The organism is Marinovum algicola, from assembly GCF_900109145.1.
Taxonomy (GTDB): domain Bacteria; phylum Pseudomonadota; class Alphaproteobacteria; order Rhodobacterales; family Rhodobacteraceae; genus Marinovum; species Marinovum algicola.
In genome coordinates this window covers 40,169-61,367 of sequence record NZ_FNYY01000010.1, presented here as the reverse complement: position 1 = coordinate 61,367, position 21,199 = coordinate 40,169, and the positions used below count along the sequence as shown (strand labels likewise).

Below are 21,199 nucleotides of genomic sequence, written 5' to 3'. Positions count from 1 at the left end.
TGTCGTGCAAACTTGCGGCGCTTTGCGCAAGGCCCTCGGTCCCTTGGCAAAATCCCGCCCAAAACCTCCAAAAAGCCCGGCGTTTCCGTGCCGATGCGCGATAACGTGATGCAACCTTTTCAACGCACCGGCATTGGCGCGCGCCGCCGCGCGGGAACCGAGGACGCGAGGGCTGCGTTGCACCTTGACCGGTCGCCGCGACCGGGATCATGTCTGGTGGGCGCCTTACGCCCGACGCATTCAGGAGTTCGCCATGCCCGCCACCCTCGCCCGCCTCTGCGCCACCGCCACCTTCTGCCTCGGCCTTGCTGGCGCTGCCGGCGCCGAACAGGTCGGCGAGATCGATGTCGACTGGGTGGGCAACGACATTCTCATCGAGGCCATCGCCGACCCCAAGGTCGAGGGTGTCACCTGTCATATCGCCTATTTCGAACGCGGCCTGTTCGACCGGCTGTCCAAGGGCAACTGGTTCGAAGATCCCTCGAACGCCTCGATCGCCTGCCGCCAGACCGGGCCGCTAAAGGTCGGCGACATCGACCTGGACGAAGACGGCGAGGACGTGTTCCGCACCTCGCGGTCGATCATCCTGAAATCGCTGCGGGTCAAACGCATTTTCGACGAGGCCAATCAGACGCTGATCTATGTCGCCCATGCCGCCGAATTGACCGATGGCTCGGCCAAGGTCTCGATGTCGACGGTGCCGCTCTATGGCGCCCGGTTGCAGGATTGATGAACCGCGCTCACCTCGGCCCGAATGATCCGCGCGATCAACGCGCAATCCTCGAGGCTGAAGGTCAGCGGCAGGCGCATGTCCACGATGCCCTTCAGAACCCGGTCGGTGGCCGGCATCGCCTCTGACGGCGCATAACGCCAGCTGTCGTAGCGCGAGGTAAAGGCCACCGGCTCGGCGCCACCGAACCACTTGAGCTCGACCCCCCGGTCGGCACAGCGGCGCAGCGCCTCGGCAATCGCTGCCTCACCCCAGTCGAGCAGCAGAAACTGGATCGACGAGCCGACAAAGGCCTCGCCCTCGCGCCGCGCCACCACATGCAGCCCGGGCGTGTCGCGCAGCCCCTCTTCGACCACGCTGTACCGCGCGTTCCAGCGCGCGATCTGCCGGTCGAGCGCCCGCAGTTGCGGGCGCAGGATCGCCGCGCGCAGATGATCCATCCGCCCCGAGACATTGGGCGTGTCGTATTTCACCCGCTCGAACACCTCTGACCCCGGCGCCGCCAGATGCCGGCCGTAAAGCATGTAGGAACCGGAAAGCATCACCGCCCGCGCCGCCACCTCTTCGTCATCGGTGATCAGCAAGCCGCCCTCGCCGGAGTTCACATGTTTGTAGGTCTGGCAGGAGTAACAGCCCAGAACCCCATGCCGCCCCGAGGGCAGTCCGCGCCAGGCGGCGCCCATGGTATGGGCACAATCCTCGATCACACGGACGTTCGCCGCGTCGCAGATCGCCATCAGCCGGTCCATGTCGCAGATGTGCCCGCGCATGTGGCTCAGCATCAGCACCTCGGCCTGATCCGCCTTGGCCGCCAGGTCGTCGAGATCGATCACCAGCCCCTCGGTCACGCCGACAAACACCGGCACCGCACCGACCGAGGCGATGGCGCCGGGCACCGGCGCCAGGGTGAAAGCATTGGTCAGCACCCGGTCGCCCGGCCGGACCCCGATCGCCCGCAGCCCGCAGGCCATGGCATAGCCGCCCGAGGCCACCGCGAGGCAGTATTTCGCCCCGACCCGGGCGGCGAATTCCTGCTCTAGCAACGCCACTTCGCCAGCCTCGTCCGGGGCCAGGTTGTAGCGATGCAGCCGCCCCGAGCGCAAAACCGCCAGCGCCGCCTCGATCCCCTCTTCGGGGATTGGCTCCTGCTGGGTGAAACTGCCGTGAAATCTCTCGTTCATGCGCCAGTCTTGCGGCGGGCTCAGGCCGAGGTCAACCACCTGCCGGCCGCCGTTCTAGAGCGCGCTGCGCCCCAGCGCCAAATCCACCACGCCCGGCAGATCGCCATAGGCTTGCAACAGATGTTCCGGCTCGAGCGCCGCCATGTCGTCGCCCGAGGGGCCGAAGGTCACCAGCACGCTGGGCACGCCGGCCGCCCGCGCGGTCTCGCGGTCGGTCACGCTGTCGCCCACCAGCAGCGAACGCTCGACCGCGCCGCCGGCCCGTTCGACCGAGGCGCGGTACGGCGCGGCATCGGGTTTGCGCACCGGCAGCGTATCGGCCCCGACCAGCGAGCCAAACAGATCACGCACGCCAAGCGCCACCAGCAGCTTGTGTGCCAGGCGCTCGGGCTTGTTGGTGCAGATGCCGGTACGGATGTCGGCGCCCTGCAAGGTGCCGATCGCCTCGACCGCGCCGGGATAGAGCACCGTGGTGTGATGCAGCGCCGCGTCATATTCCTCGAGCAGCCGCGGATACCAGGCGTCGATGGTGGCGAAATCATCCGCCCGGCCCAGCCGCTGCATCCCCAGAAGCAGCATCGCCCGCCCGCCGCGCAGCGCCGTGCCGGCATCCCCGGGGCCCAGCAGGTCGCCCTCGCCCATCGCCCGGAAACAGGCGTTGGCGGCGGCCAGCAGATCGCCACTGGTGTCGGCCAGGGTGCCGTCGAGGTCAAAAATCACGGTGCGCATCGGCGTGCCTTTCCTGACACAGACGGAAATCCAATGTGAGCGGCGCGTCCTTGCGGCGCGCGCCTCAGCGGATAAAACGGGACCGACCTAATTACAAAGAGAATCTGTTATGAGCATCGCACTCGTCATCCTTGCCGCCGGCAAAGGCACAAGGATGCGCTCCGACCTGCCGAAAGTCCTTCACAAGGTGGCCGGCGCGCCGCTGCTGGCCCATGCGATGGCCTCCGGCGCCAGCCTCTCACCCGAACGCACGGTGATTGTCACCGGTCACGGCGCTGAGCAGGTGAAGGCCGCTGCGCGTGAGATCGACGAGACGGCGACCTGCGTGCTGCAATCGGAGCAATTGGGCACCGGCCATGCGGTGCTTCAGGCACGCCCGGCGCTCGAAGGCTTCAGCGGCGATGTCATCGTGCTTTATGGCGACACGCCCTTTATCCGTCCCGAAACGCTCGAGGCCATGGCCGAGGCGCGCAGGAGCCATGATGTGGTGGTGCTGGGCTTTACCGCCGCAGATCCGGGCAAATACGGCCGGCTGGTGATGGAAGGCGACGCGCTTATGCAGATCGTCGAATTCAAGGATGCCGGCCTGCGCGAACGGGCAATCGATTTCTGCAATTCCGGCGTGATCTCGGCCAGCGCGGATACGTTCTTTGCCTTGCTCGACCGGGTCGGCAACGACAATGCCTCTGGCGAATACTACCTGACCGACATCGTGGCACTGGCACGCGAGGCCGGGCTTTCGGCCACGGCCGTCTCTTGCGACGAGGCCGAGACCATGGGCGTGAATTCGCGCGTCGACCTGGCCGCTGCCGAGGCCGGGTTCCAGTCGCGCAAACGCGCCGAGGCGCTGATCGAGGGCGTGACGATGACCGCGCCCGAGACCGTCTGGTTTGCCCATGACACCTGGATCGGCCCGGATTGCGAGATCGAGCCCAACGTCGTCTTCGGCCCCGGTGTGACGATCGAGAACGGCGCCCATATCCGGGCATTTTCGCATCTCGAGGGATGCCATGTGTCGCGCGGCGCCGTCGTCGGCCCCTATGCCCGTCTGCGCCCCGGCGCGGAACTGGCCGAAGATGTCCGGGTGGGCAATTTCGTCGAGATCAAGAACGCGGTGCTGGACGAAGGCGCCAAGGTCAATCACCTGACCTATATCGGCGACGCCCATATCGGCGAAAAGACCAACATCGGCGCCGGCACCATCACCTGCAATTACGACGGGGTCTTCAAGCACCGGACCGAGATCGGGGCGCGGGCCTTCATCGGCTCGAACACCATGCTGGTGGCGCCGGTCAAGGTGGGGGCCGAAGCGATGACCGCGAGCGGTGCGGTAATCACCAAGGAGGTGCCCGAGGGCGCGCTGGCGATTTCCCGCGCCGATCAGGTCAACAAACTTGGACTGGCCCGAAAATTGTTCGAAATGTTAAAATCCAAAAAGGCAAGTCAGGCGGGGAGCAAGGGATAATGTGCGGTATTGTCGGGTACCTTGGAAACCACGAGGCCGCGCCGATCCTTGTCGACGCGCTGAAACGGCTGGAATATCGCGGCTATGACAGCGCCGGCATCGCCACGGTGCACGGTGGCCGTCTCGAACGGCGGCGCGCCGTCGGCAAGCTGGTCAACCTCTCCGACCGGCTGGTGCATGAGCCGCTGGCCGGAAAATCCGGCATCGGCCACACCCGCTGGGCCACCCATGGCGCGCCCTCCGAGGTCAATGCGCATCCGCATTACACCGGTCGCGTGGCGGTGGTGCACAATGGCATCATTGAGAATTTTCGCGCGCTGCGCGAAGAGCTGGCCGCCGCCGGCATCGCCACCGAGACCGACACCGACACCGAGACCGTGGCGCTGCTGACCCATCACCACATGAGCCAGGGCAAGTCCCCGGTCGAGGCCGCCCATGCCGCGCTCGACCGGCTCGAAGGCGCCTTTGCCCTGGCCTTTCTCTTTGACGGCGAAGAAGACCTGATGGTCGCCGCCCGCAAGGGCAGCCCGCTGGCCATCGGTCATGGCGAGGGCGAGATGTACGTCGGCTCCGACGCCATCGCGCTGGCGCCGCTGACCGACAAGATCACCTACCTCGAGGAAGGCGACCGCGCCGTTCTGACCCGCACCAGCCTCGAGATCCGCGACCACCAGGGCCGCCTGGCCAACCGCCCCACCAAGACCGTGGCGCTGGATGCCACCAACGTCGACAAGGCCGGTTACAAACACTTCATGGCCAAGGAAATCGCCGAACAGCCGGCGGTGATCCAGAACGCCATCACCAAATATCTCGACGAGGCCGGCACCGGCCTCAATTGGCCCGAGACCCTGCCGGATTTCTCGCAGGTCGACCGGCTGACCATGGTGGCCTGCGGCACCGCCTCTTACGCCTGTTTCACCGCCAAATACTGGTTCGAACGCATCGCCCGCCTGCCGGTCGAGGTCGATATCGCCTCGGAATTCCGCTACCGCGAACCGCCGGTCACGCCGCGCACCGCCGCGCTGTTTGTCAGCCAGTCGGGCGAGACCGCCGACACCCTGGCGGCGCTGCGCTATGTTCGCGACAAGGCCGATCACGTGATCTCGGTGGTCAATGTCCCCGAAAGCTCGATCGCCCGCGAGAGCGACACCGCCCTGCCGATCCATGCCGGGGTCGAGGTCGGCGTGGCTTCGACCAAGGCCTTCACCTGCCAGCTCACCGTGCTGTTCCTGCTGGCGCTCAAAGCGGCCCACGACCGGGACCAGATCACCACCGAGCAGCTTCAGGATCACCTGGCCACCCTGCGCGCGCTGCCCGGCCAGATCAACGACGCCCTGACCCTGAGCGACGCGCTGCGCGACATCGCGCACGATCTTTCCGATGCCAGCGACGTGCTGTTCCTCGGCCGCGGCCTGATGTACCCCCTGGCATTGGAGGGCGCGTTGAAGCTCAAGGAAATCAGCTATATCCACGCCGAAGCTTATGCGTCGGGCGAGCTCAAGCACGGCCCCATCGCGCTGGTCGATCCGACGGTGCCGGTGGTGGTCATGGCACCGCGCGACTCGCTCTTCGACAAGACGGTGTCGAACATGCAGGAGGTCATCGCCCGCTCCGGCCGGGTCATCCTCATCACCGATGCGCAGGGCCGCGACGAGGCCGCCGAGGACGTCTGGCACAGCCTGGCCCTGCCGACGGTGCCCGAGGTGCTGACCCCGATCCTCTATGCCATCCCGGCACAGCTTCTGGCCTATCACACCGCGATCGCCAAGGGCACCGACGTCGACCAGCCCCGCAACCTCGCCAAATCGGTGACGGTGGAATAATGGGCAAGCAGTTCGAGGCCCTGAGCGACGCCCACCGCGATTTCATCGCCGCGCAGCACATGTTCTTCTGCGGCACGGCGGCGGCCGAGGGCCGGGTCAATATCTCGCCCAAGGGCATGGACAGCCTGCGGGTGCTCGGCCCCAATCGGATCGTCTGGCTCAACATGACCGGATCGGGCAATGAAACCGCCGGCCACCTGGCGCGCGACCCGCGGATGACGCTGATGTGGTGTTCTTTCGACAAGCGCCCGCAGATCCTGCGCACCTATGGCCGCGCCCGCACCCTGCACCGCGATGCCGCCGACTGGGACGACATGATCGCCCGGTTCGGCGACCGGCTCGGCGCGCGCCAGATCTATGACCTGAGCATCGACATGGTGCAGACCTCCTGCGGCTATTCCATCCCCTTCATGGATTTCACCGGCGAACGCGACACCCTCACCCGCTGGGGCGAGGACCGGGGCGCCGAGGGGATCCGCGACTATTGGGCCAGCCGCAACCGCGAGACGATCGACGGCCTGCCCACCGGCATCGACGCCAACCTGACATGACCCTCGACGACGCGCTCGCGGCGCTCGAGGCCCGAAGCGACGCCGGCCGCGCGGCAGGCGCCTCCGCCTATCACAAGGCGGCGCGGCGCTATCTCGGCGTACCGAACCCGGTGCTCAACGACCTGACCAAGAGCTGGCGGCAGGCGCTGTCGCTGCCCGAACGCCTGGCCCTGGCCGAGGCCCTCTGGCAGACCGACATCCACGAGGCCCGGATCGCCGCCGCCAAGCTGCTCACCCAGGCGCGCCTCCGCCCGGATGACGCCGTCTGGGCGCTGATCTGCACCTGGGTTCCCGATTTCGACGCCTGGGCGATTGCCGATCATGCCTGCATGGCCGGGCAGCGTCGGCTGAGCGCCGATCCGTCGCGGCTCGACCAGGTCGAGACCTGGACCGCCTCGGATCACCTGTGGACCCGGCGCGCAGCGCTTGTCATCACCCTGCCCTGGGCCAAGCTGCGCCATCCGAAGCCGGCGCAGGAGGCCGAGCGGCACCGTATTCTCGGCTGGGCGGCGGGCTACGTCGACGATCCCGCCTGGTTCATCCAGAAATCCGTGGCCTGGTGGCTGCGCGACCTGTCGAAACATGCCCCCGAGCTGACCCGCGCGTTCCTGGCGCAGCATGGCGCGCGGATGAAGCCCTTTGCCCGCCGCGAGGCCGGCAAATACCTCAGTTCCTGAACACCCGGAGCGTGACCAGCCCGGTCAGCGGCGCTCCGAGCAGGCGCATCGCAGGCAGCGAAATCCGGCTACCGGCGGTCGCCGCCCCATCGATCGGGATCAGCTCGACCTGCGCCGATTTGCCGGTCTCCGGGTACTCCACCCGGCCCTGCGCCGGCGCATCCACCAGCGGTGTCTCGAGCCAGAAGCCGGAGCGCGTCGGATCGCCCAGCGAGGCGACGGTGGTGCCAAGCGATTGCGCGCCGGCCTCGGAGGGCGCCGCGGCGGCCCTGGCGCGCTCTTCGGCCGACGTGGTGTCAAAAGCCGCTTCCGACGCCGCATCGGCCGGCGGCGCGGCAGCCGTTTCCGGCGCACCGTCGGTGTCGGAAACCCCGGCAGGCGCATCCGCCTGCCGCTCTCGTTGCTGGAACGGGGCGCTCAACTCGGTACAACCTGCCAGCACAACCAGCGCCGTGGCGCCGAAGAAAAACCGGTACATCATGGCGGCAGGTTACGCCAATGGTCTCGGCCGTCAACGCCACATTCCCCTTGTCGGCCCGTTTCGGCAACCTTACGTTCATCACATGACTACAAAGCTCATCGATCCCTTTCTCCGCCCGATCTCCTACCTTCGGGTCTCGGTCACCGACCGCTGCGATTTCCGCTGTGTCTATTGCATGGCCGAGAACATGACCTTTCTGCCCAAGAAAGAGCTGCTGACGCTGGAGGAACTGGATCGGATGTGCTCGACCTTCATCGGCCTCGGGGTGGAAAAGCTGCGCATCACCGGCGGCGAACCTCTGGTGCGTCGCGACATCATGACGTTTTTCCAGGCGATGACCCGCCATCTCGACAGTGGCGCGCTCCAGGAATTGACCCTGACCACCAATGGCAGCCAGCTCGAACGCTTCGCCGATCAGCTTTTTGCCGCCGGCGTGCGCCGGGTCAATGTCTCGCTCGACACGCTGGACGAGGAGAAATTCGCTCGCGTCACCCGCTGGGGCCGCCTGCCCCAGGTGCTGCGCGGCATCGACGCGGCGCAAAAGGCCGGGCTCCGGGTCAAGATCAACACCGTCGCGCTCAAGGGCTTCAACGAAAACGAGCTCTTCACGCTCACCCGCTGGTGCGCCGCGCGCGACATCGACCTGACCTTCATCGAGGTGATGCCGATGGGCGATCTCGGCAACGAGGACCGGGTCGGCCAATATTGGTCGCTCGACGACCTGCGCGACCAGCTGCGACAGGAATACCGACTCACCGACCTGCCCGAGCGCACCGGCGGCCCGGCGCGTTACGTGCGGCTCGAGGAGACCGGCCAGAAACTCGGCTTCATCACGCCGCTGACCCATAATTTCTGCGAAAGCTGCAACCGCGTGCGCCTGACCTGCACCGGCGAGCTGTTCATGTGCCTCGGCCAGGAAGACAATGCCGACCTGCGCGCCGCGCTGCGCAATCATCCCGAGGATGACGCGCCGCTCGAGGCCGCAATCCGCGACGCCATCGCGCACAAGCCCAAGGGCCATGATTTCGATTATTCCCGCCAGCGCGCCGATGGTCAGGTCTCGCGCCACATGAGCCACACCGGCGGCTGATCCGCCGGCGGCGCGCCCGGGGCGGCCGGCGCGCAGCGTATTTGTCAAAGAGAAGAAGCAGCAGGTCTTTCTTCTCTTTCCCAAATACGCCTGCACCTCGTTTCATGCCCTGTTTGACGCCAGTTGGGCGCGGTGTCCCCGGCCAGGGTCACCGGATCAGGCCCACTCCGGCCCGAGATCGTCGTGGGCGCGATCGATCCAGTGGTCTTTCAGCCAGTCGCAGGGCTTGGAGTAGCGGATGAAAGAGCCGGTGTACCCCTCGAGCGCATCCGGCATTTTCGGGCGCCCGTGGAAACAGACGACGCGCGCCTCGTCTGGCAGGCGCGGGGCGGCAAGGTAATTGCGCGGGAACGGGTTGCAATCGTATTTGTAACTCACCACCCAATCGCCGGGAATATAGTCGAAGACGCCCTCATCCATCGCCTTGTGCGACGTGTAACGCTGTTCGGATCCACGGGCCTTTTCGACTTCTTCGTAAGGGTTTGCGGCCAGATCTTCATACAGGAACCCATGCCGGCCGGGATCGAAGCGAAACACCGATCCATGACCGGTGGGCCGGCCCTTGCGGGCTTCTGTCCAGTCGTGGCGCATGGCGATCTTGCCCGGCGACATCTTCCAGATCGGCGTCAGGTCGCCGGTGATCACCACGTCGAGATCGAACCCCAGCACCGGCCCGTCGAGATCCGGCACCAGCCCGGGGCGGAACAAAGAGACCTTGCGCATCGCCCCCTGCCGGTTGGCGACGGCAAGGGCGGCATTCATCGGCTCGGCAAAGGGTTCGACCGGCAGGTCGAGCAGCTCGATGTCCGGGTGCAGCCCGGCGCGCTCTTCGGTCATGCAGAAAAACCGCACCGGGTGGTCCAGGTTGCGCCGCACCCCGGAATAGAGCCGGTTGACGTACTCCGGGCCGAAAAGCGTGCCCCATTTGATGCACATGATGTTCGCGGTCTGAGCTTGCGTCACCCTTGGCTCCTTTTTTCTGCCCTCCCCGCTTAGCGCGGATTTTTTTGCCACACCAGCCGGGGCGTGACATTTCTGCACAGGTCCGGGGAATTGTGCAGGTGCAGAAAAAACGCTATCCATGTTAGCGCTAACCTAACCCATGAGCGAGGGGACATCATGTCCGAGGGTCACACCGCCGACACCACTGCCATTGCCGAAGCCGCGTTTTACCTGTGGCTCGAAGAAGGCCAGCCGCATGGCCGCGATCAGGAATTCTGGCTGCGCGCCGAACAGACGCTGAACGCGGCCATTGCCGCGCCCAAGGCGCGCCGCGCCACCGCCCGAAAAACCGCATCGCCGAAGAAGGCCGCTGGCAAGACAACTTCCAAGGCCAAATCCGCCGCCAAGCCGGCTGCCAAAGCGGCGGCCAAAACGGCGCCCAAGACCGCCAAACCCAAGGCCCCTGCCAAACCCAAAGCCTGAGCCTCGATGGACGGGTGGCTTGCTGCGGCCGCCCGCCAATTCACTTGATCCGCCGCATCCGGCGGATTAAGGTGCCCGCAGCCATTGTTTCAGCGCAGGAGGGCTTCATGGAGAATGTCAGCACCCTGCGGGCCGCCGTCTGACGGCGCCCGGTTCGGAATTATGCTTGGACACCGAGCATGTGATCCCCCTGAAACAGGACAAATCCCTTGAACGATAAAACCTTGTCTGACCTCGGATGGTCGGAGCAATTCGCACGTCAGCTCACCGCGGCCGACGCCGTCTTTTCGCCTGCCCGCGTGGCCGAAATCCATCGCGACCGGCTGGTCGTTGTCACGCCCGAAGGCTCTTTCAACCTGCACCCGCGCGAAGCCAGCGGCGCCTATGCGGTGGGCGACTGGGTGCTGACCGATGGCACCTCGGCGGTGCGCCGCTTGACGCCGGTGTCCGATCTCAGCCGCCGCGCCGCCGGGCCGGGCGTCGCCGCGCAGCGCATTGCCGCCAATATCGACACCATCGGCATCGTCACCAGCTGCAACGACGATTTCTCGGTGCCCCGGCTCGAGCGCTATCTGGCGCTGGTCTCCTCCGCCGGCTGTCTGCCGCTGGTGATCCTCACCAAGGCCGACAAGACCGAGGACGCCCGTCCCTTCCTGCGGCAAGCCGAAAAGCTCTCGCCGCTGGTGACCGCGCTGGCGCTCAACGCCAAGGACCCGGAGGATGCCGCGCGGCTCACGCCCTGGTGTTCCAGGGCGCAGACCCTGGCGCTAATCGGCTCGTCCGGTGTCGGCAAGACCACGCTGCGCAATGCGCTGACCGGAGAAAGCGCCCAGACCCGCGAGATCCGCGAAGACGACGCCCGCGGCCGCCATACCACAACCTTTCGGGCGCTGCGGCCGACGCGGGCCGGCGGCTGGCTGATCGACACCCCGGGCATGCGCGAGTTGCAGCTCACCGATGCCGCCGAGGGTATTGGCGCGGTGTTCGACGATCTCGAGGAGTTGGCCGCCGATTGCCGGTTCAGCGATTGCGGCCATGACAGCGAGCCCGGCTGTGCAATCAAGGCGGCGGTGGCCAGCGGCGCGGTGGCGCCCGACCGGGTGGCGCGTTGGCAGAAGCTCTTGCGCGAGGATCGCCACAACTCGGAAACCTTGGCACAGTCGCGGGCCCGTGGGCGGAGCTTTTCCCGGGTGATCAAGGAAGCCAAGGCCGAAGGGCGACGCAAGCGCGACGTCGAACGTTGACCTGCCCGCGTCCCGGACCCCGATCCGGGACCTCGCCCCGCAAGGAACCGCGCGGCCCCGGATCACGTCCGGGGCGCGTTGCGGCTATGCCGCCGGCATCCGGGTCTCGACGATCTCGGCCCACCAGGAGCAGCCCGCCGGGATCGCGGCGTCGTTGAAGTTGTATTCCGGGTGGTGCACCGCCGCGGTGTCGCCATTGCCGACGAGGATATAGGCGCCGGGGCGCTCTTCGAGCATATAGGCGAAATCCTCGCCGCCCATGATCAGCGGCGCGGTGGCGCAATCGCCGGCCACCTTGCGGGCGACCTCGGCGGCGAAATCGGTCTGTTCCTCGTGGTTGACCATGCAGGGATAGCCGCGGTGATAGCGCACATCCACCGTGCCGCCAAAGGTCGCGGCGATGCCGTCGCAGATCGCGGCAATCCGGGTCTCGGCAAGATCGCGCATCTCGGCGGACATGGTGCGCACGGTGCCGCGCAGATCGACCTTTTGCGGAATGACGTTGAAGGCATTCGACGAGGTCTGGAACGAGGTCACCGAGACGACGACCTGATCTACCGGATCGGCATTGCGCGACGCGATGGTTTGCAGCGCCAGCACCGCCTGCGCCGCCATCACCGTGCTGTCGACCGTCTCATGCGGTTTCGCGGCATGGCCGCCCTTGCCTTCGAAGGTGATGTCGAACTGGTCGGTCGCGGCAAAGAAGGCGCCTGGCCGGATGGCGAAAGAGCCCAGCGGCTGGCCCGGCCAGTTGTGCATGCCATAGACTTCCTGGATGCCCCAGCGCGTCATCAGCCCTTCGTCGCACATTTCCTTGCCGCCGCCGCCGCCCTCTTCGGCGGGTTGGAAGATCACCACCACGGTGCCATCGAAATTGCGGGTCTCGCTCAGGTATTTGGTGGCGCCCAGCAGCATCGCGGTATGGCCGTCATGGCCGCAGGCGTGCATCGCGCCATCAGTCTTGGAGGCATAGTCGAGCCCGGTCTGCTCGTGGATCGGCAGCGCGTCCATGTCGGCGCGCAGCCCGATCACCTTGCCCGAGCCATTGGCCTTGCCCTTGATCACGCCGACCACGCCGGTGCGGCCGATGCCGGTCATCACCTCGTCACAGCCGAAGTCGCGCAGCTTGTCCGCCACCAGCGCGGCGGTGCGATGGGTGTCAAACAGGATCTCGGGGTGCGCGTGCAGATCCCGGCGCCATTCGGTGATCTCCTCCTGGAGCTCGGCAAAACGGTTCTTCACGGGCATCATCACTCTCCTTGTCTGCTTGCCTCTGAGGTGCGCCTTTCCGCGCCGCGCGTCAATATCCCGATGCGGTCGTCAGAACAAAGTGATCGGTGCCGGCCTGCGCATACACCGAAGGCTCGGGCACATGGCCCACAGGATGAATTGGCGAGGGGATGGGCTTGAAATTCAGGTCTTTTTCGCCTTTCCGGCGCTGCGGATCGGCGACCGGCACCGCCTTGATCAGCGCCTTTGTATAGGGGTGCTGCGGATTTTCGAAGACCGCCGCGCGCGGCCCGATCTCGACGATGCGGCCCAGGTACATGACGGCGACATCATGGCTCACCCGTTCGACAACCGCCATGTCGTGGCTGATGAACAGGAAGGACAGGCCGAGATCGGCCTGCAACTCCATCATCAGGTTGAGCACCTGCGCCTGCACCGAGACATCCAGTGCCGAGACCGCCTCGTCGGCGATGATCAGCTTGGGGTTCAGGGCCAGCGCCCGGGCGATCGCCACCCGCTGGCGCTGGCCGCCCGACAGTTCATGCGGGTAGCGCCGCAGGAAGCTGCGCGGCAGGTGGACCCGGTCGAACAGCGCGGCAACCCGATCGGTCAACGCGCTGCCCGAGGCAATGTTGAAATTTCGTAGCGGCTCGCTCACCTGGTCGAACAGCCGCATCTGCGGATTGAGCGAGGCAAAGGGATCCTGAAAGATCATCTGCATGTCGCGCCGCGCGCGGCGCAATTCTGCCGGGGCCAGCGCCGTGACATCGGTCTCGTCCAGATGCACCTGGCCCGCCTGCGGTTCGACCAGCCGCAGGATCGAACGGCCGGCGGTGGATTTGCCGCAGCCCGATTCGCCGACAAGGCTGAGGGTGCGCCCGCGATTGAGCGTGAACGACACATCCTCGACCGCATGCACCTGCGCCACCGTACGTCGGAACAGCCCGCCCCGAACGGCAAAGCGCGTGGTCAGGTTGCGCACACGCAGCAGCGGCGTCGTGCTGCCCGGGATCGGCGCGATCCGCTGATCGTCGGCGCCCAGGAGCCGCATCGGCTCCGGCGCCGGCTTGCCGCGCATCTCGCCCAGCCGCGGCACCGCCGCCAAGAGCGCCCGCGTATAGGCGTGTTGCGGCGCCTCGAAGAGGCGCTCGACCGGCCCCTCCTCGACCTTGCGGCCCTGGTGCATGACAACCACCCGGTCGGCCATCTGCGCCACCACGGCCATGTCATGGGTGATGAACATCACCGCGGTGCCGGTCTCGCGCTTCAACCGGTCGATCAGCGCCAGGATCTCGGCCTGGATGGTGACGTCGAGCGCGGTGGTCGGCTCATCCGCGATCAGCAGACGCGGCGCGCAGGCCAGCGCCATGGCGATCACCACCCGCTGGCGCATGCCGCCGGACAGCTCGTGCGGATATTGCCGCAGCCGCCGCTCAGGCTCGGGCATCCGCACCTGGCGCAACAACTCGAGCGCCCGCGCGCGCGCCTGACGCCGGCTCATCCCCCGGTGCAGGCGCAGCCCCTCGGTCAATTGCCGGCCGACGGTGAACACCGGGTTGAGCGCGGTCATCGGCTCTTGAAAGATCATGCCGATTTCATTGCCGCGAATGCCGCGCATCGCCTCCTGCGTGCTCTGCGTCAGATCGGTTTCGCCGCCCTCGCGCCGGTCGAACAGCAGCCGGCCGCCGGCGATCTCGCCGCCGCCGAACTCCACCAGCCGCATCAGAGACAGCGACGAGACCGATTTGCCGGAGCCGGATTCGCCGACCACGCAGACCGTTTCGCCGGGATTTATGTCGAACGACAGATCGGCGACCCCGGCAACCGGACCGTCGCGGGTCTGAAAGGTGACGCGCAGGCGGTCGATCCTGGCAATCGGCTGATCGAGCATCTGGCGAATGTCCCCGTGGGTGCTGAATTGGCGGGCAAGCTAGGCGCGGGTCAAAGCGGTGTCAAACCGACAGCCCCCATGGCAGAATGACAACGCTTGCATTTCTTTCAGCTTCTGTTTCGATGTGTGCCTGTGAAAGGCTGGCAAAATACCGCCTATACGCGTAATTCTGCTCGCACCACTCACAACCCGATGCTGCGTCATCCCGGCCGCGACACCGTGCGGCGCAGAGTCAGCAAGGAGATCGACATGACGGCAAGAACCCTTTTGCTCGGGGCGACGGCGAGCATTGCCATGGCCGCAAGCGCGCAAGCCGAACGGGGCAGCGACGGCGAGCTCCGGCTGCTCTACTGGCAAGCGCCTTCGACGCTGAATCCGTTTCTATCGGGTGGGCGCAAGGATTCCGAAGCCGCCGGGCTGGTGCTCGAGCCGCTGGCGCGATTTGACGAGCGCGGCGTTCTGACCCCCTGGCTGGTCGACGAGATCCCAACCGTCGAAAATGGCGGGGTGCGCGAGGATCTGACCCAGATCACCTGGAAGCTCTCTCCCGGCGTCACATGGTCCGACGGCACGCCGCTGACCTCGGCCGACGTCAAGTTCACCTACGATTATTGCACCCATCCCGAAGGCGGCTGTGCGCATCAGACCAAGTTCGACGGCATCACTTCGGTCGAGGCGCCCGACGCGCAGACCGTCGTCATCACCTTCGACGCCCCCACCCCAAATCCGCATGTGGCCTTTGTCGGTCTCGAGAGCCCGGTTTTGCAGGCAGCGCAATTCGCCGACTGTCTCGGCGCCACCGCCTCGACCTGTACCGAGGCCAATTTCAACCCGATCGGCACCGGCCCCTTCGTGGTGGACGAGTTCAAGCCGAACGACGTGATCATCTATTCCGCCAATGACCGGTTCCGGCTGGAAGGCAAGCCGCATTTCGGCAAGGTGACGCTCAAGGGCGGCGGCGACGCGGCTTCGGCGGCGCGGGCGGTGATGGAGACCGGCGAATTTGACTACGCCTGGAACCAGCAACTGGCCCCCGACATCATCAAAAGCATGGAAGCCAGCGGCAAGGGCCGGTTCATCTCGGAATTCGGCCCGACGGTCGAACGGCTGGTGCTCAACCACAGCAATCCCGACCCGAGCCTCGGGCCCGACGAACGCTCGATCATCAAGCCGCATCCCTTCTTGCAGGATCCGGCGATCTACAAGGCGATGTCGATGGCGATCGACCGGCCGCTGCTGGTCGAAGTGGGCTATGGCCCGGCCGGCAAGGTCACCTGCAACTGGGTGCCGGCGCCGGAGTGGCACAACTCCGACACCTTCGATTGCGACGAACAGGATCTCGAAGGCGCCAACAAGCTGCTGGATGACGCCGGCATCGTCGATACCGACGGCGACGGCATCCGCGAAAAGGACGGCGTGCCGCTCAAGGTGCTGTACCAGACCTCGACCAATGCGGTGCGCCAGGACACCCAGGAGCTGGTCAAGATGATGTGGGCCGACATCGGCATCGAGACCGAGCTGCGCAACATCAATGCCAGCGTCTATTTCGGCGGCGATGCCGGCAGTCCCGACACCTTCCAGAAGTTCTATGCCGACGTGCAGATGTATTCCAACACCTTCGGCGGCACCGATCCCCAAGGCTATTTCGGCAACGGTCTCTGCGACAAGGCGCCGACCCCGGAAAAGCAATGGCAGGGGGAAAACATCTCGCGCTACTGCAACCCGGAATTTGACGCCCTGTTCGAAGAGCTCAAGACCGCGGTCGGCAACGAGGCGCGCGGCGCCATCGGCCGCAGGCTCAACGACATGGCGATCGAAGATGGCATGATGATCCCGCTGGTGCACCGCGGCCGCGTCTCGGCACAGTCCAACACGCTCGAAGGGGTGGTGATGAACGCCTGGGACAGCGAGCTCTGGAACATCCACGACTGGCGCCGCGCGGATTGATCGGCGCCGAAACCTGACCGCCAGGCGGATGACCGCGCCTGGCGGTTTCGACGACAAGCGCCTGCGCGCTGACACGGATCTTCCATGACATGCTGACTTTTGCCATCAGACGGTTGGTGCTTTCGGTACCGACGCTGCTTTTCATCGCGCTGGTGATCTTTCTGCTGCTCAACCTCGCGCCGAACGATCCGATGGCGCAGGTGCCGCTGACGATCCCGCCCGAGGTCAAACAGAAGATGCGTGAGGCGCTTGGCATCGGCGAGGCGCTGCCGCTCCAGTTCTGGAAATGGCTGGTGGCGATGTTCTGGACCGAGCCCAAGGTGCTGATCGACTGGCTCACCGCCGACAGCCTGCTGCTTGGCTGGTTGCCCGATACCGCGCTCTACCAGGGCGAGCTGCGGGTGATCTCCTGGCAGACCCGGTCACCGGTGATGGACATCGTTGTCCAGCGCCTGCCGCAGACGCTCTGGGTGGTGGGCACCGCCTATCTGCTGGCCATCGTCATCGCCGTGCCGATCGGCATCTATTCCGCCTATCGGCAATATTCCTGGTTCGACCAGGCCGGCACCTTCGTGTCGATGATCGGCTTTTCGATCCCGCCATTCTTTTCCGGCGTTCTGGTTATCGTGATCTTCTCGGTCCAGCTCGGCTGGTTCCCCTCGATCTACGACACCACCTTGCAGGTGACCGACTGGGACAGCTTTCTGCGCCAGATCAACCAGATGATCCTGCCGGTGATGGTGCTGACCTTGCAGATCACCGCGCAGCTCAGCCGTTTCATGCGTGCCTCGATGCTCGACAACCTGGGCCAGGATTACGTGCGCACCGCCCGCGCCAAGGGGCTGGGCGAACCAAATGTGGTGCTGGTGCACGTGCTCAGGAATTCGATGATCCCGGTGGTCACGGTGATCGCGCTTGGCGTGCCCAATATCTTTGGCGGCGCCATCATCACCGAGCAGGTGTTCAAGGTGAACGGCATTGGCCAGTTGCTGATCACCGCAATCGAGGCCAATGACCTGCCGATGGTGCAGACGCTGACTTTTGTCTTTGCGGTGCTGATCGTGCTCTTCAACCTGATCGCCGACCTCGCCTATGGCATGCTCGACCCGAGGATCCGCTATGACTGACACCCCGCTTGCCCCGCCGCGCAGCCAATGGGCCGACGTCTGGCACCAGTTCCGGCACCATCGCGGCGCGATGTTCGGCGCCTTTGTCTTCCTCTTCCTCGTGGCGGCGGTTTATCTCGGGCCGCTGGTCTGGACGGTCGATCCGCAGTTTCTGCCGCGCGGCCGCGACTTTCTCGATCTGCGCGACACCCGACCGATCTACGTGGCGCTCTGGGATGGCGGCGCCAAGGTGAGCTGGGCGCATCCTCTGGGCACCGACAACCTCGGCCGCGACACACTCGCCCGGCTGATGTTCGGTGGCCGGGTCTCGATTGCGGTGGGGCTGACCGCCATGGTGCTTTCGGTGCTTCTGGGCACCTTCATCGGCATTCTCGCCGGGTTCTTCCGCCGCCTCGACGGGCCGTTGATGCGGCTCACCGATCTGTTCCTGGCGCTGCCGCTGCTGCCGCTGATCCTCGTCGCGTCGCTGCTCTTTCGCGAGGCGCTTGCGGCGCGTTTCGGGCCCGAAGGCGGGGTGTTCATCCTGATCGTCACACTGATCGGCCTGACTTCCTGGATGCAGACCGCGCGGATCGTGCGGGGCGACGTGCTGGCGCTGAAAGAGCGCGAATTCGTCCTCGCCGCCCGCTCGATCGGCACCACCGACACGCGGCTGATCACCCGCCACATGCTGCCCAACATCCTCTCGCCGATCCTGGTCTCGGCGACGCTGGGCATCGCCACGGCGATCATCACGGAATCTGCGCTCTCCTTTCTCGGCTTCGGATTTCCGCCGGATTTCCCCACCTGGGGCCGGCTGCTCAACGACGGCGTGGTGCGGCTCTCGAGCTACCCCGAGCGGCCGATCTGGCCGGGCATCCTGATCTCGCTTACCGTGCTCTCGGTCAACTACCTCGGCGACGGGCTGCGCGATGCGCTCGACCCGCGGATCCGGGGGCGGTGAGGCGAAAATAAGATCACCTGTTCGGCCCGACCGGCGCGCGGCTGGCGGCGATTTCGACCCGACGGAGCCCGCCGGAACGCCATTCCGCCCAAAGCCCGGGCGACAAGGCGAATGTTCCGTGAAAGCCGGCCAGATCCCCGGCCTGCCCCCTTGATCGCGGCGGGATTTATGCGCATGTGCACCCGGATCTGCCAAAGGGAGTCTGCCCCATGTTCGAGCAATTCGGCTTTGAGGACACCACCGTCAAACAGGCCAGCCTTGTGCTGGCGCTGATCCTTGGCGCGCTCTTCGGCATTCTGGCCGAACGCACCAAATTCTGTTTCCGCCGCGCTCTGGTGGGCGAAGACCGCAAGCAGGCCGCCGGCGTCTGGCTCATGGCGCTGGCCACCGCCCTGCTCGGCACCCAGGCCGCCGTGGCCGCCGGTGTGATCAGCTTCGACGACCACCGCTTCATGACCGCCGATCTCGCCTGGCTCGCCATTGCGCTCGGCGGCGCGATGTTCGGTGCCGGCATGGTGCTGACCCGGGGCTGCATCTCGCGACTGACGGTGCTGGGCGCCGGCGGCAACCTGCGGGCGCTGACCGTGATCCTGGTCTTTGCCGTGGTGGCGCATGCGACGCTCAAAGGCGTTCTGGCCCCGGCCCGCACCGCCCTTGCCAGCGTCACCCTGCCGCTGGGCGAGAATATCTCGCTGGCCGCCCTGCCCCTCGGCGCGCTTGTCTGGACCGGCCTCATCGCGGCGCTGGCGCTGGGCGTTGCCCTGCGCTCGGGCAGCCGCGCCTCGCATCTCGTCATGGCCGGCCTTCTGGGCCTGCTGGTGCCCGCCGCCTGGGTCGGCACCGGCTTCCTGCTCTACGACGATTTCGATCCGATCGCGATGGAAAGCCTGTCCTTCACCGCCCCCGCCACCGAAACTCTGTTCTGGAGCGTTGCCAGCACCGCCATCGCGCCGGGCTTTGGCGTCGGCTTCTTCGGCGGTGTCCTCGGCGGCGCGCTGCTGGCCGCGCTGGTCTTTCGCAGCTTCCGCTGGCAGAGCTTTGTCTCGCCGCGCGAAACCGGCCGCTACCTGTCCGGCGCCACGCTGATGGGGATTGGCGGCGTTCTGGCCGGCGGCTGCACCGTCGGCGCCGGCCTCGCCGGTGTACCGACGCTGTCGCTTGCCGCGCTCCTGGCGCTGGGTTCCATCGTCGTCGGCGCCCTGGCCACCAATGCGGCGCTCAATGCTGGGCGCCGAGGCGACTCCTCATCCGGTGCAGCGCCCAAGCGACAAGCAGCACAACCGGCAGAGTAAGCCCGGCCAGCACCCATTCCTTGCTTATCCCGAGGCTCTTGCCAAAGGGATAGGCGAGGTAGCCGGCCAGCGACACGGCGTAATAGCTGATCGCCACCACCGACAGACCTTCGACCGTTTCTTGCAGGCGCAGCTGCAATTCCGCCCGCTTGTTCATCGCCTCGAGCTGCGACTGGTTCTGTGCCGAGCGCTCGACCTCGATCCGCGTGCGCAGGAGTTCGCTGGCCCGCATTGCCCGCTCTGCCATATTGGCCAGCCGCCGCTCGGTCGATTTCACGGTGCGCATCGCCGGGTCATACCGCCGGATCATGAATTCATGCCAGCTCTGCCGGCCATTGAAATGGCTTTCCCGCAGCATCTCGATCCGTTGCAGCACGATGGCCTCATAGGCCCCCGTGGCCCCGAACCGGAAGGACGAGGTCGCCGACTGCGCCTCGAGCTCGGCCGAAATCGCCAGCAGCGCTTGCAGCGTCTCATCGGCCGGAACGGTCTCGTCCGTCATCCGGTTCATCAGGTCCGACAGCCGGTCATCCAGCGCCCCCAGGACCGGGCCCAATTCGCGTGAGCGGGCAAAGCCCAACATCGACAAGGATTTGTAAAGCTCGATCTCGCAGATCCGTTGCAGGATTCGGCCGACCCGGCTGGCGCCCGTGCCCTCACCGGGAAATACCGCAAACCGCACATGCCCGGCCGGATCGATGCGGAAATCCCCCGCCACGATCGCCGCTCCTTCCAGCACATGGCTGACCGCCAGGCTTTCCGGCACGAACCATTCCTGCAAGGCATGCGACAGCCGCTCCTCCTCCGGTGGCGTCTCGACCCTGACCAGCGCCGATGTCACCCGCTGGCCCGGCGCGCTGGCCAGCCAGTCCTTGGGAAAGACGTCGAAATCCGCCGGGTCGAAGGGCCGCTCGCCCAGACCGTCCATGAACACCGAATAGGTCACCACCTCGGTGTGGCTCTCCCATTTGAGATTGTGCTTGCCGATCTGCGCCGAATGATGAGTCGCGCCGGGCTGGGGATGCGCCGCGCCGTAGCGGTCCAGCAGGTCTATGAGATGCGCCAGGTCTTCGCTCTTGTCGCGAGAGGCGGCGTGATTTTCTTTCCTGACAACAAGATAGACCGCCCGCCCCGGCGCATGTGCGGTCGGAAACGGCCGTGCGTGCAGCTCGTTCGACAGCTGGTAGCGCAAGGGATGATCGGTGAATTCCGGCATGGCAGCGGCCCCGTTGTTTTGGTGCAACTTAACCGCTCTTCCCGCAAGGTAAAGAAAGATATTGTCGCAGTTTCAATATGTTACGTGAATACAACGGCATACCGATCGCGCTGCCCCCGGCGCCCGAACGCAAACGGGGCGCCGCATCGCCGCGCCG

General features: G+C 65.9%; 19 protein-coding genes. 12 read left to right on the top strand and 7 right to left on the bottom strand.

Translation table 11 applies throughout. From position 1 onward, the window contains the following. The first annotated feature begins 253 nt into the window (after positions 1-253). On the top strand, positions 254-730 hold the full coding sequence (locus tag BMW90_RS14415; protein WP_048532318.1) for a CreA family protein: 477 nt from the start codon (positions 254-256) through the stop codon (positions 728-730). Here the strand turns inward: BMW90_RS14415 and BMW90_RS14410 are convergent. Beyond that, positions 706-1,911: a DegT/DnrJ/EryC1/StrS family aminotransferase gene (locus BMW90_RS14410; protein WP_074837211.1), complete on the bottom strand. Its 1,206-nt coding sequence runs from the start codon at positions 1,909-1,911 to the stop codon at positions 706-708. The two genes, BMW90_RS14415 and BMW90_RS14410, sit on opposite strands and share 25 nt — an antisense overlap. Before the next feature lie 54 nt (positions 1,912-1,965). Further along, the gene (locus tag BMW90_RS14405) at positions 1,966-2,640 is read right to left on the bottom strand and encodes an HAD-IA family hydrolase (protein WP_074837210.1); all 675 of its coding nucleotides are present in this window, start codon (positions 2,638-2,640) and stop codon (positions 1,966-1,968) included. Positions 2,641-2,749: 109 nt separating this feature from the next. Between BMW90_RS14405 and glmU the strand changes: the two genes are divergently transcribed. From glmU to BMW90_RS14385, 4 genes are read left to right on the top strand one after another with little or no spacing between them, the layout of a single operon-like run. Beyond that, on the top strand, positions 2,750-4,105 hold the full coding sequence (gene glmU, locus BMW90_RS14400; protein WP_074837209.1) for a bifunctional UDP-N-acetylglucosamine diphosphorylase/glucosamine-1-phosphate N-acetyltransferase GlmU: 1,356 nt from the start codon (positions 2,750-2,752) through the stop codon (positions 4,103-4,105). Then, complete coding sequence (gene glmS / locus BMW90_RS14395) at positions 4,105-5,928, top strand: glutamine--fructose-6-phosphate transaminase (isomerizing) (RefSeq protein ID WP_074837208.1); 1,824 nt, start codon at positions 4,105-4,107, stop codon at positions 5,926-5,928. Before glmU ends, glmS begins: the two co-directional genes overlap by 1 nt. Beyond that, on the top strand, positions 5,928-6,479 hold the full coding sequence (locus tag BMW90_RS14390) for a pyridoxamine 5'-phosphate oxidase family protein (protein WP_074837207.1): 552 nt from the start codon (positions 5,928-5,930) through the stop codon (positions 6,477-6,479). Before glmS ends, BMW90_RS14390 begins: the two co-directional genes overlap by 1 nt. Further along, positions 6,476-7,156, top strand: a complete 681-nt coding sequence (locus tag BMW90_RS14385) for a DNA alkylation repair protein (protein ID WP_074837206.1) — start codon at positions 6,476-6,478, stop codon at positions 7,154-7,156. The genes BMW90_RS14390 and BMW90_RS14385 overlap by 4 nt, the downstream gene beginning before the upstream one ends. Here BMW90_RS14385 and BMW90_RS14380 read toward each other — a convergent pair. Further along, complete coding sequence (locus BMW90_RS14380) at positions 7,146-7,637, bottom strand: hypothetical protein (protein WP_244526519.1); 492 nt, start codon at positions 7,635-7,637, stop codon at positions 7,146-7,148. The genes BMW90_RS14385 and BMW90_RS14380 overlap by 11 nt on opposite strands. 82 nt (positions 7,638-7,719) lie before the next feature. On the opposite strand from BMW90_RS14380, the gene moaA reads away from it, so the two are divergent. After that, positions 7,720-8,727 (top strand): GTP 3',8-cyclase MoaA, encoded by a 1,008-nt coding sequence (moaA, locus tag BMW90_RS14375; protein ID WP_074837291.1) that lies wholly within the window; start codon positions 7,720-7,722, stop codon positions 8,725-8,727. A 156-nt stretch (positions 8,728-8,883) separates the two neighbouring features. On the opposite strand, the gene BMW90_RS14370 is transcribed toward moaA, so the two are convergent. After that, positions 8,884-9,663, bottom strand: coding sequence for a glycosyl transferase (locus tag BMW90_RS14370; RefSeq protein ID WP_074837204.1), 780 nt, complete (start codon positions 9,661-9,663; stop codon positions 8,884-8,886). 183 nt (positions 9,664-9,846) lie between these two features. On the opposite strand from BMW90_RS14370, the gene BMW90_RS14365 reads away from it, so the two are divergent. After that, the gene (locus BMW90_RS14365) at positions 9,847-10,152 is read left to right on the top strand and encodes a DUF2934 domain-containing protein (RefSeq protein WP_074837203.1); all 306 of its coding nucleotides are present in this window, start codon (positions 9,847-9,849) and stop codon (positions 10,150-10,152) included. A gap of 209 nt (positions 10,153-10,361) precedes the next feature. Then, the gene (gene rsgA / locus BMW90_RS14360) at positions 10,362-11,396 is read left to right on the top strand and encodes a ribosome small subunit-dependent GTPase A (RefSeq protein WP_074837202.1); all 1,035 of its coding nucleotides are present in this window, start codon (positions 10,362-10,364) and stop codon (positions 11,394-11,396) included. A gap of 84 nt (positions 11,397-11,480) precedes the next feature. On the opposite strand, the gene BMW90_RS14355 is transcribed toward rsgA, so the two are convergent. Continuing rightward, positions 11,481-12,644 carry a M20 aminoacylase family protein gene (locus BMW90_RS14355; protein ID WP_074837290.1) on the bottom strand — a complete coding sequence of 388 codons (1,164 nt, stop codon included), beginning with the start codon at positions 12,642-12,644 and terminating at the stop codon, positions 11,481-11,483. A gap of 52 nt (positions 12,645-12,696) precedes the next feature. Then, positions 12,697-14,517 (bottom strand): ABC transporter ATP-binding protein, encoded by a 1,821-nt coding sequence (locus BMW90_RS14350; protein WP_074837201.1) that lies wholly within the window; start codon positions 14,515-14,517, stop codon positions 12,697-12,699. A 249-nt stretch (positions 14,518-14,766) separates the two neighbouring features. On the opposite strand from BMW90_RS14350, the gene BMW90_RS14345 reads away from it, so the two are divergent. The 4 genes from BMW90_RS14345 to BMW90_RS14330 all read left to right on the top strand — a co-directional run bounded on the left by BMW90_RS14345 (position 14,767) and on the right by BMW90_RS14330 (position 19,826). After that, entirely contained in the window at positions 14,767-16,464 is a 1,698-nt protein-coding gene (locus BMW90_RS14345) for a peptide ABC transporter substrate-binding protein (protein WP_074837289.1), read from the top strand. A gap of 89 nt (positions 16,465-16,553) precedes the next feature. Beyond that, the gene (locus BMW90_RS14340; RefSeq protein WP_048532331.1) at positions 16,554-17,591 is read left to right on the top strand and encodes an ABC transporter permease; all 1,038 of its coding nucleotides are present in this window, start codon (positions 16,554-16,556) and stop codon (positions 17,589-17,591) included. Then, positions 17,584-18,534: an ABC transporter permease gene (locus BMW90_RS14335; protein WP_244526518.1), complete on the top strand. Its 951-nt coding sequence runs from the start codon at positions 17,584-17,586 to the stop codon at positions 18,532-18,534. Before BMW90_RS14340 ends, BMW90_RS14335 begins: the two co-directional genes overlap by 8 nt. A gap of 209 nt (positions 18,535-18,743) precedes the next feature. Beyond that, positions 18,744-19,826: a YeeE/YedE family protein gene (locus BMW90_RS14330; RefSeq protein ID WP_074837199.1), complete on the top strand. Its 1,083-nt coding sequence runs from the start codon at positions 18,744-18,746 to the stop codon at positions 19,824-19,826. Here BMW90_RS14330 and BMW90_RS14325 read toward each other — a convergent pair. Continuing rightward, positions 19,753-21,042, bottom strand: a complete 1,290-nt coding sequence (locus BMW90_RS14325; protein WP_074837198.1) for a DUF3422 family protein — start codon at positions 21,040-21,042, stop codon at positions 19,753-19,755. The genes BMW90_RS14330 and BMW90_RS14325 overlap by 74 nt on opposite strands. Between the last annotated feature and the right edge of the window lie 157 nt (positions 21,043-21,199).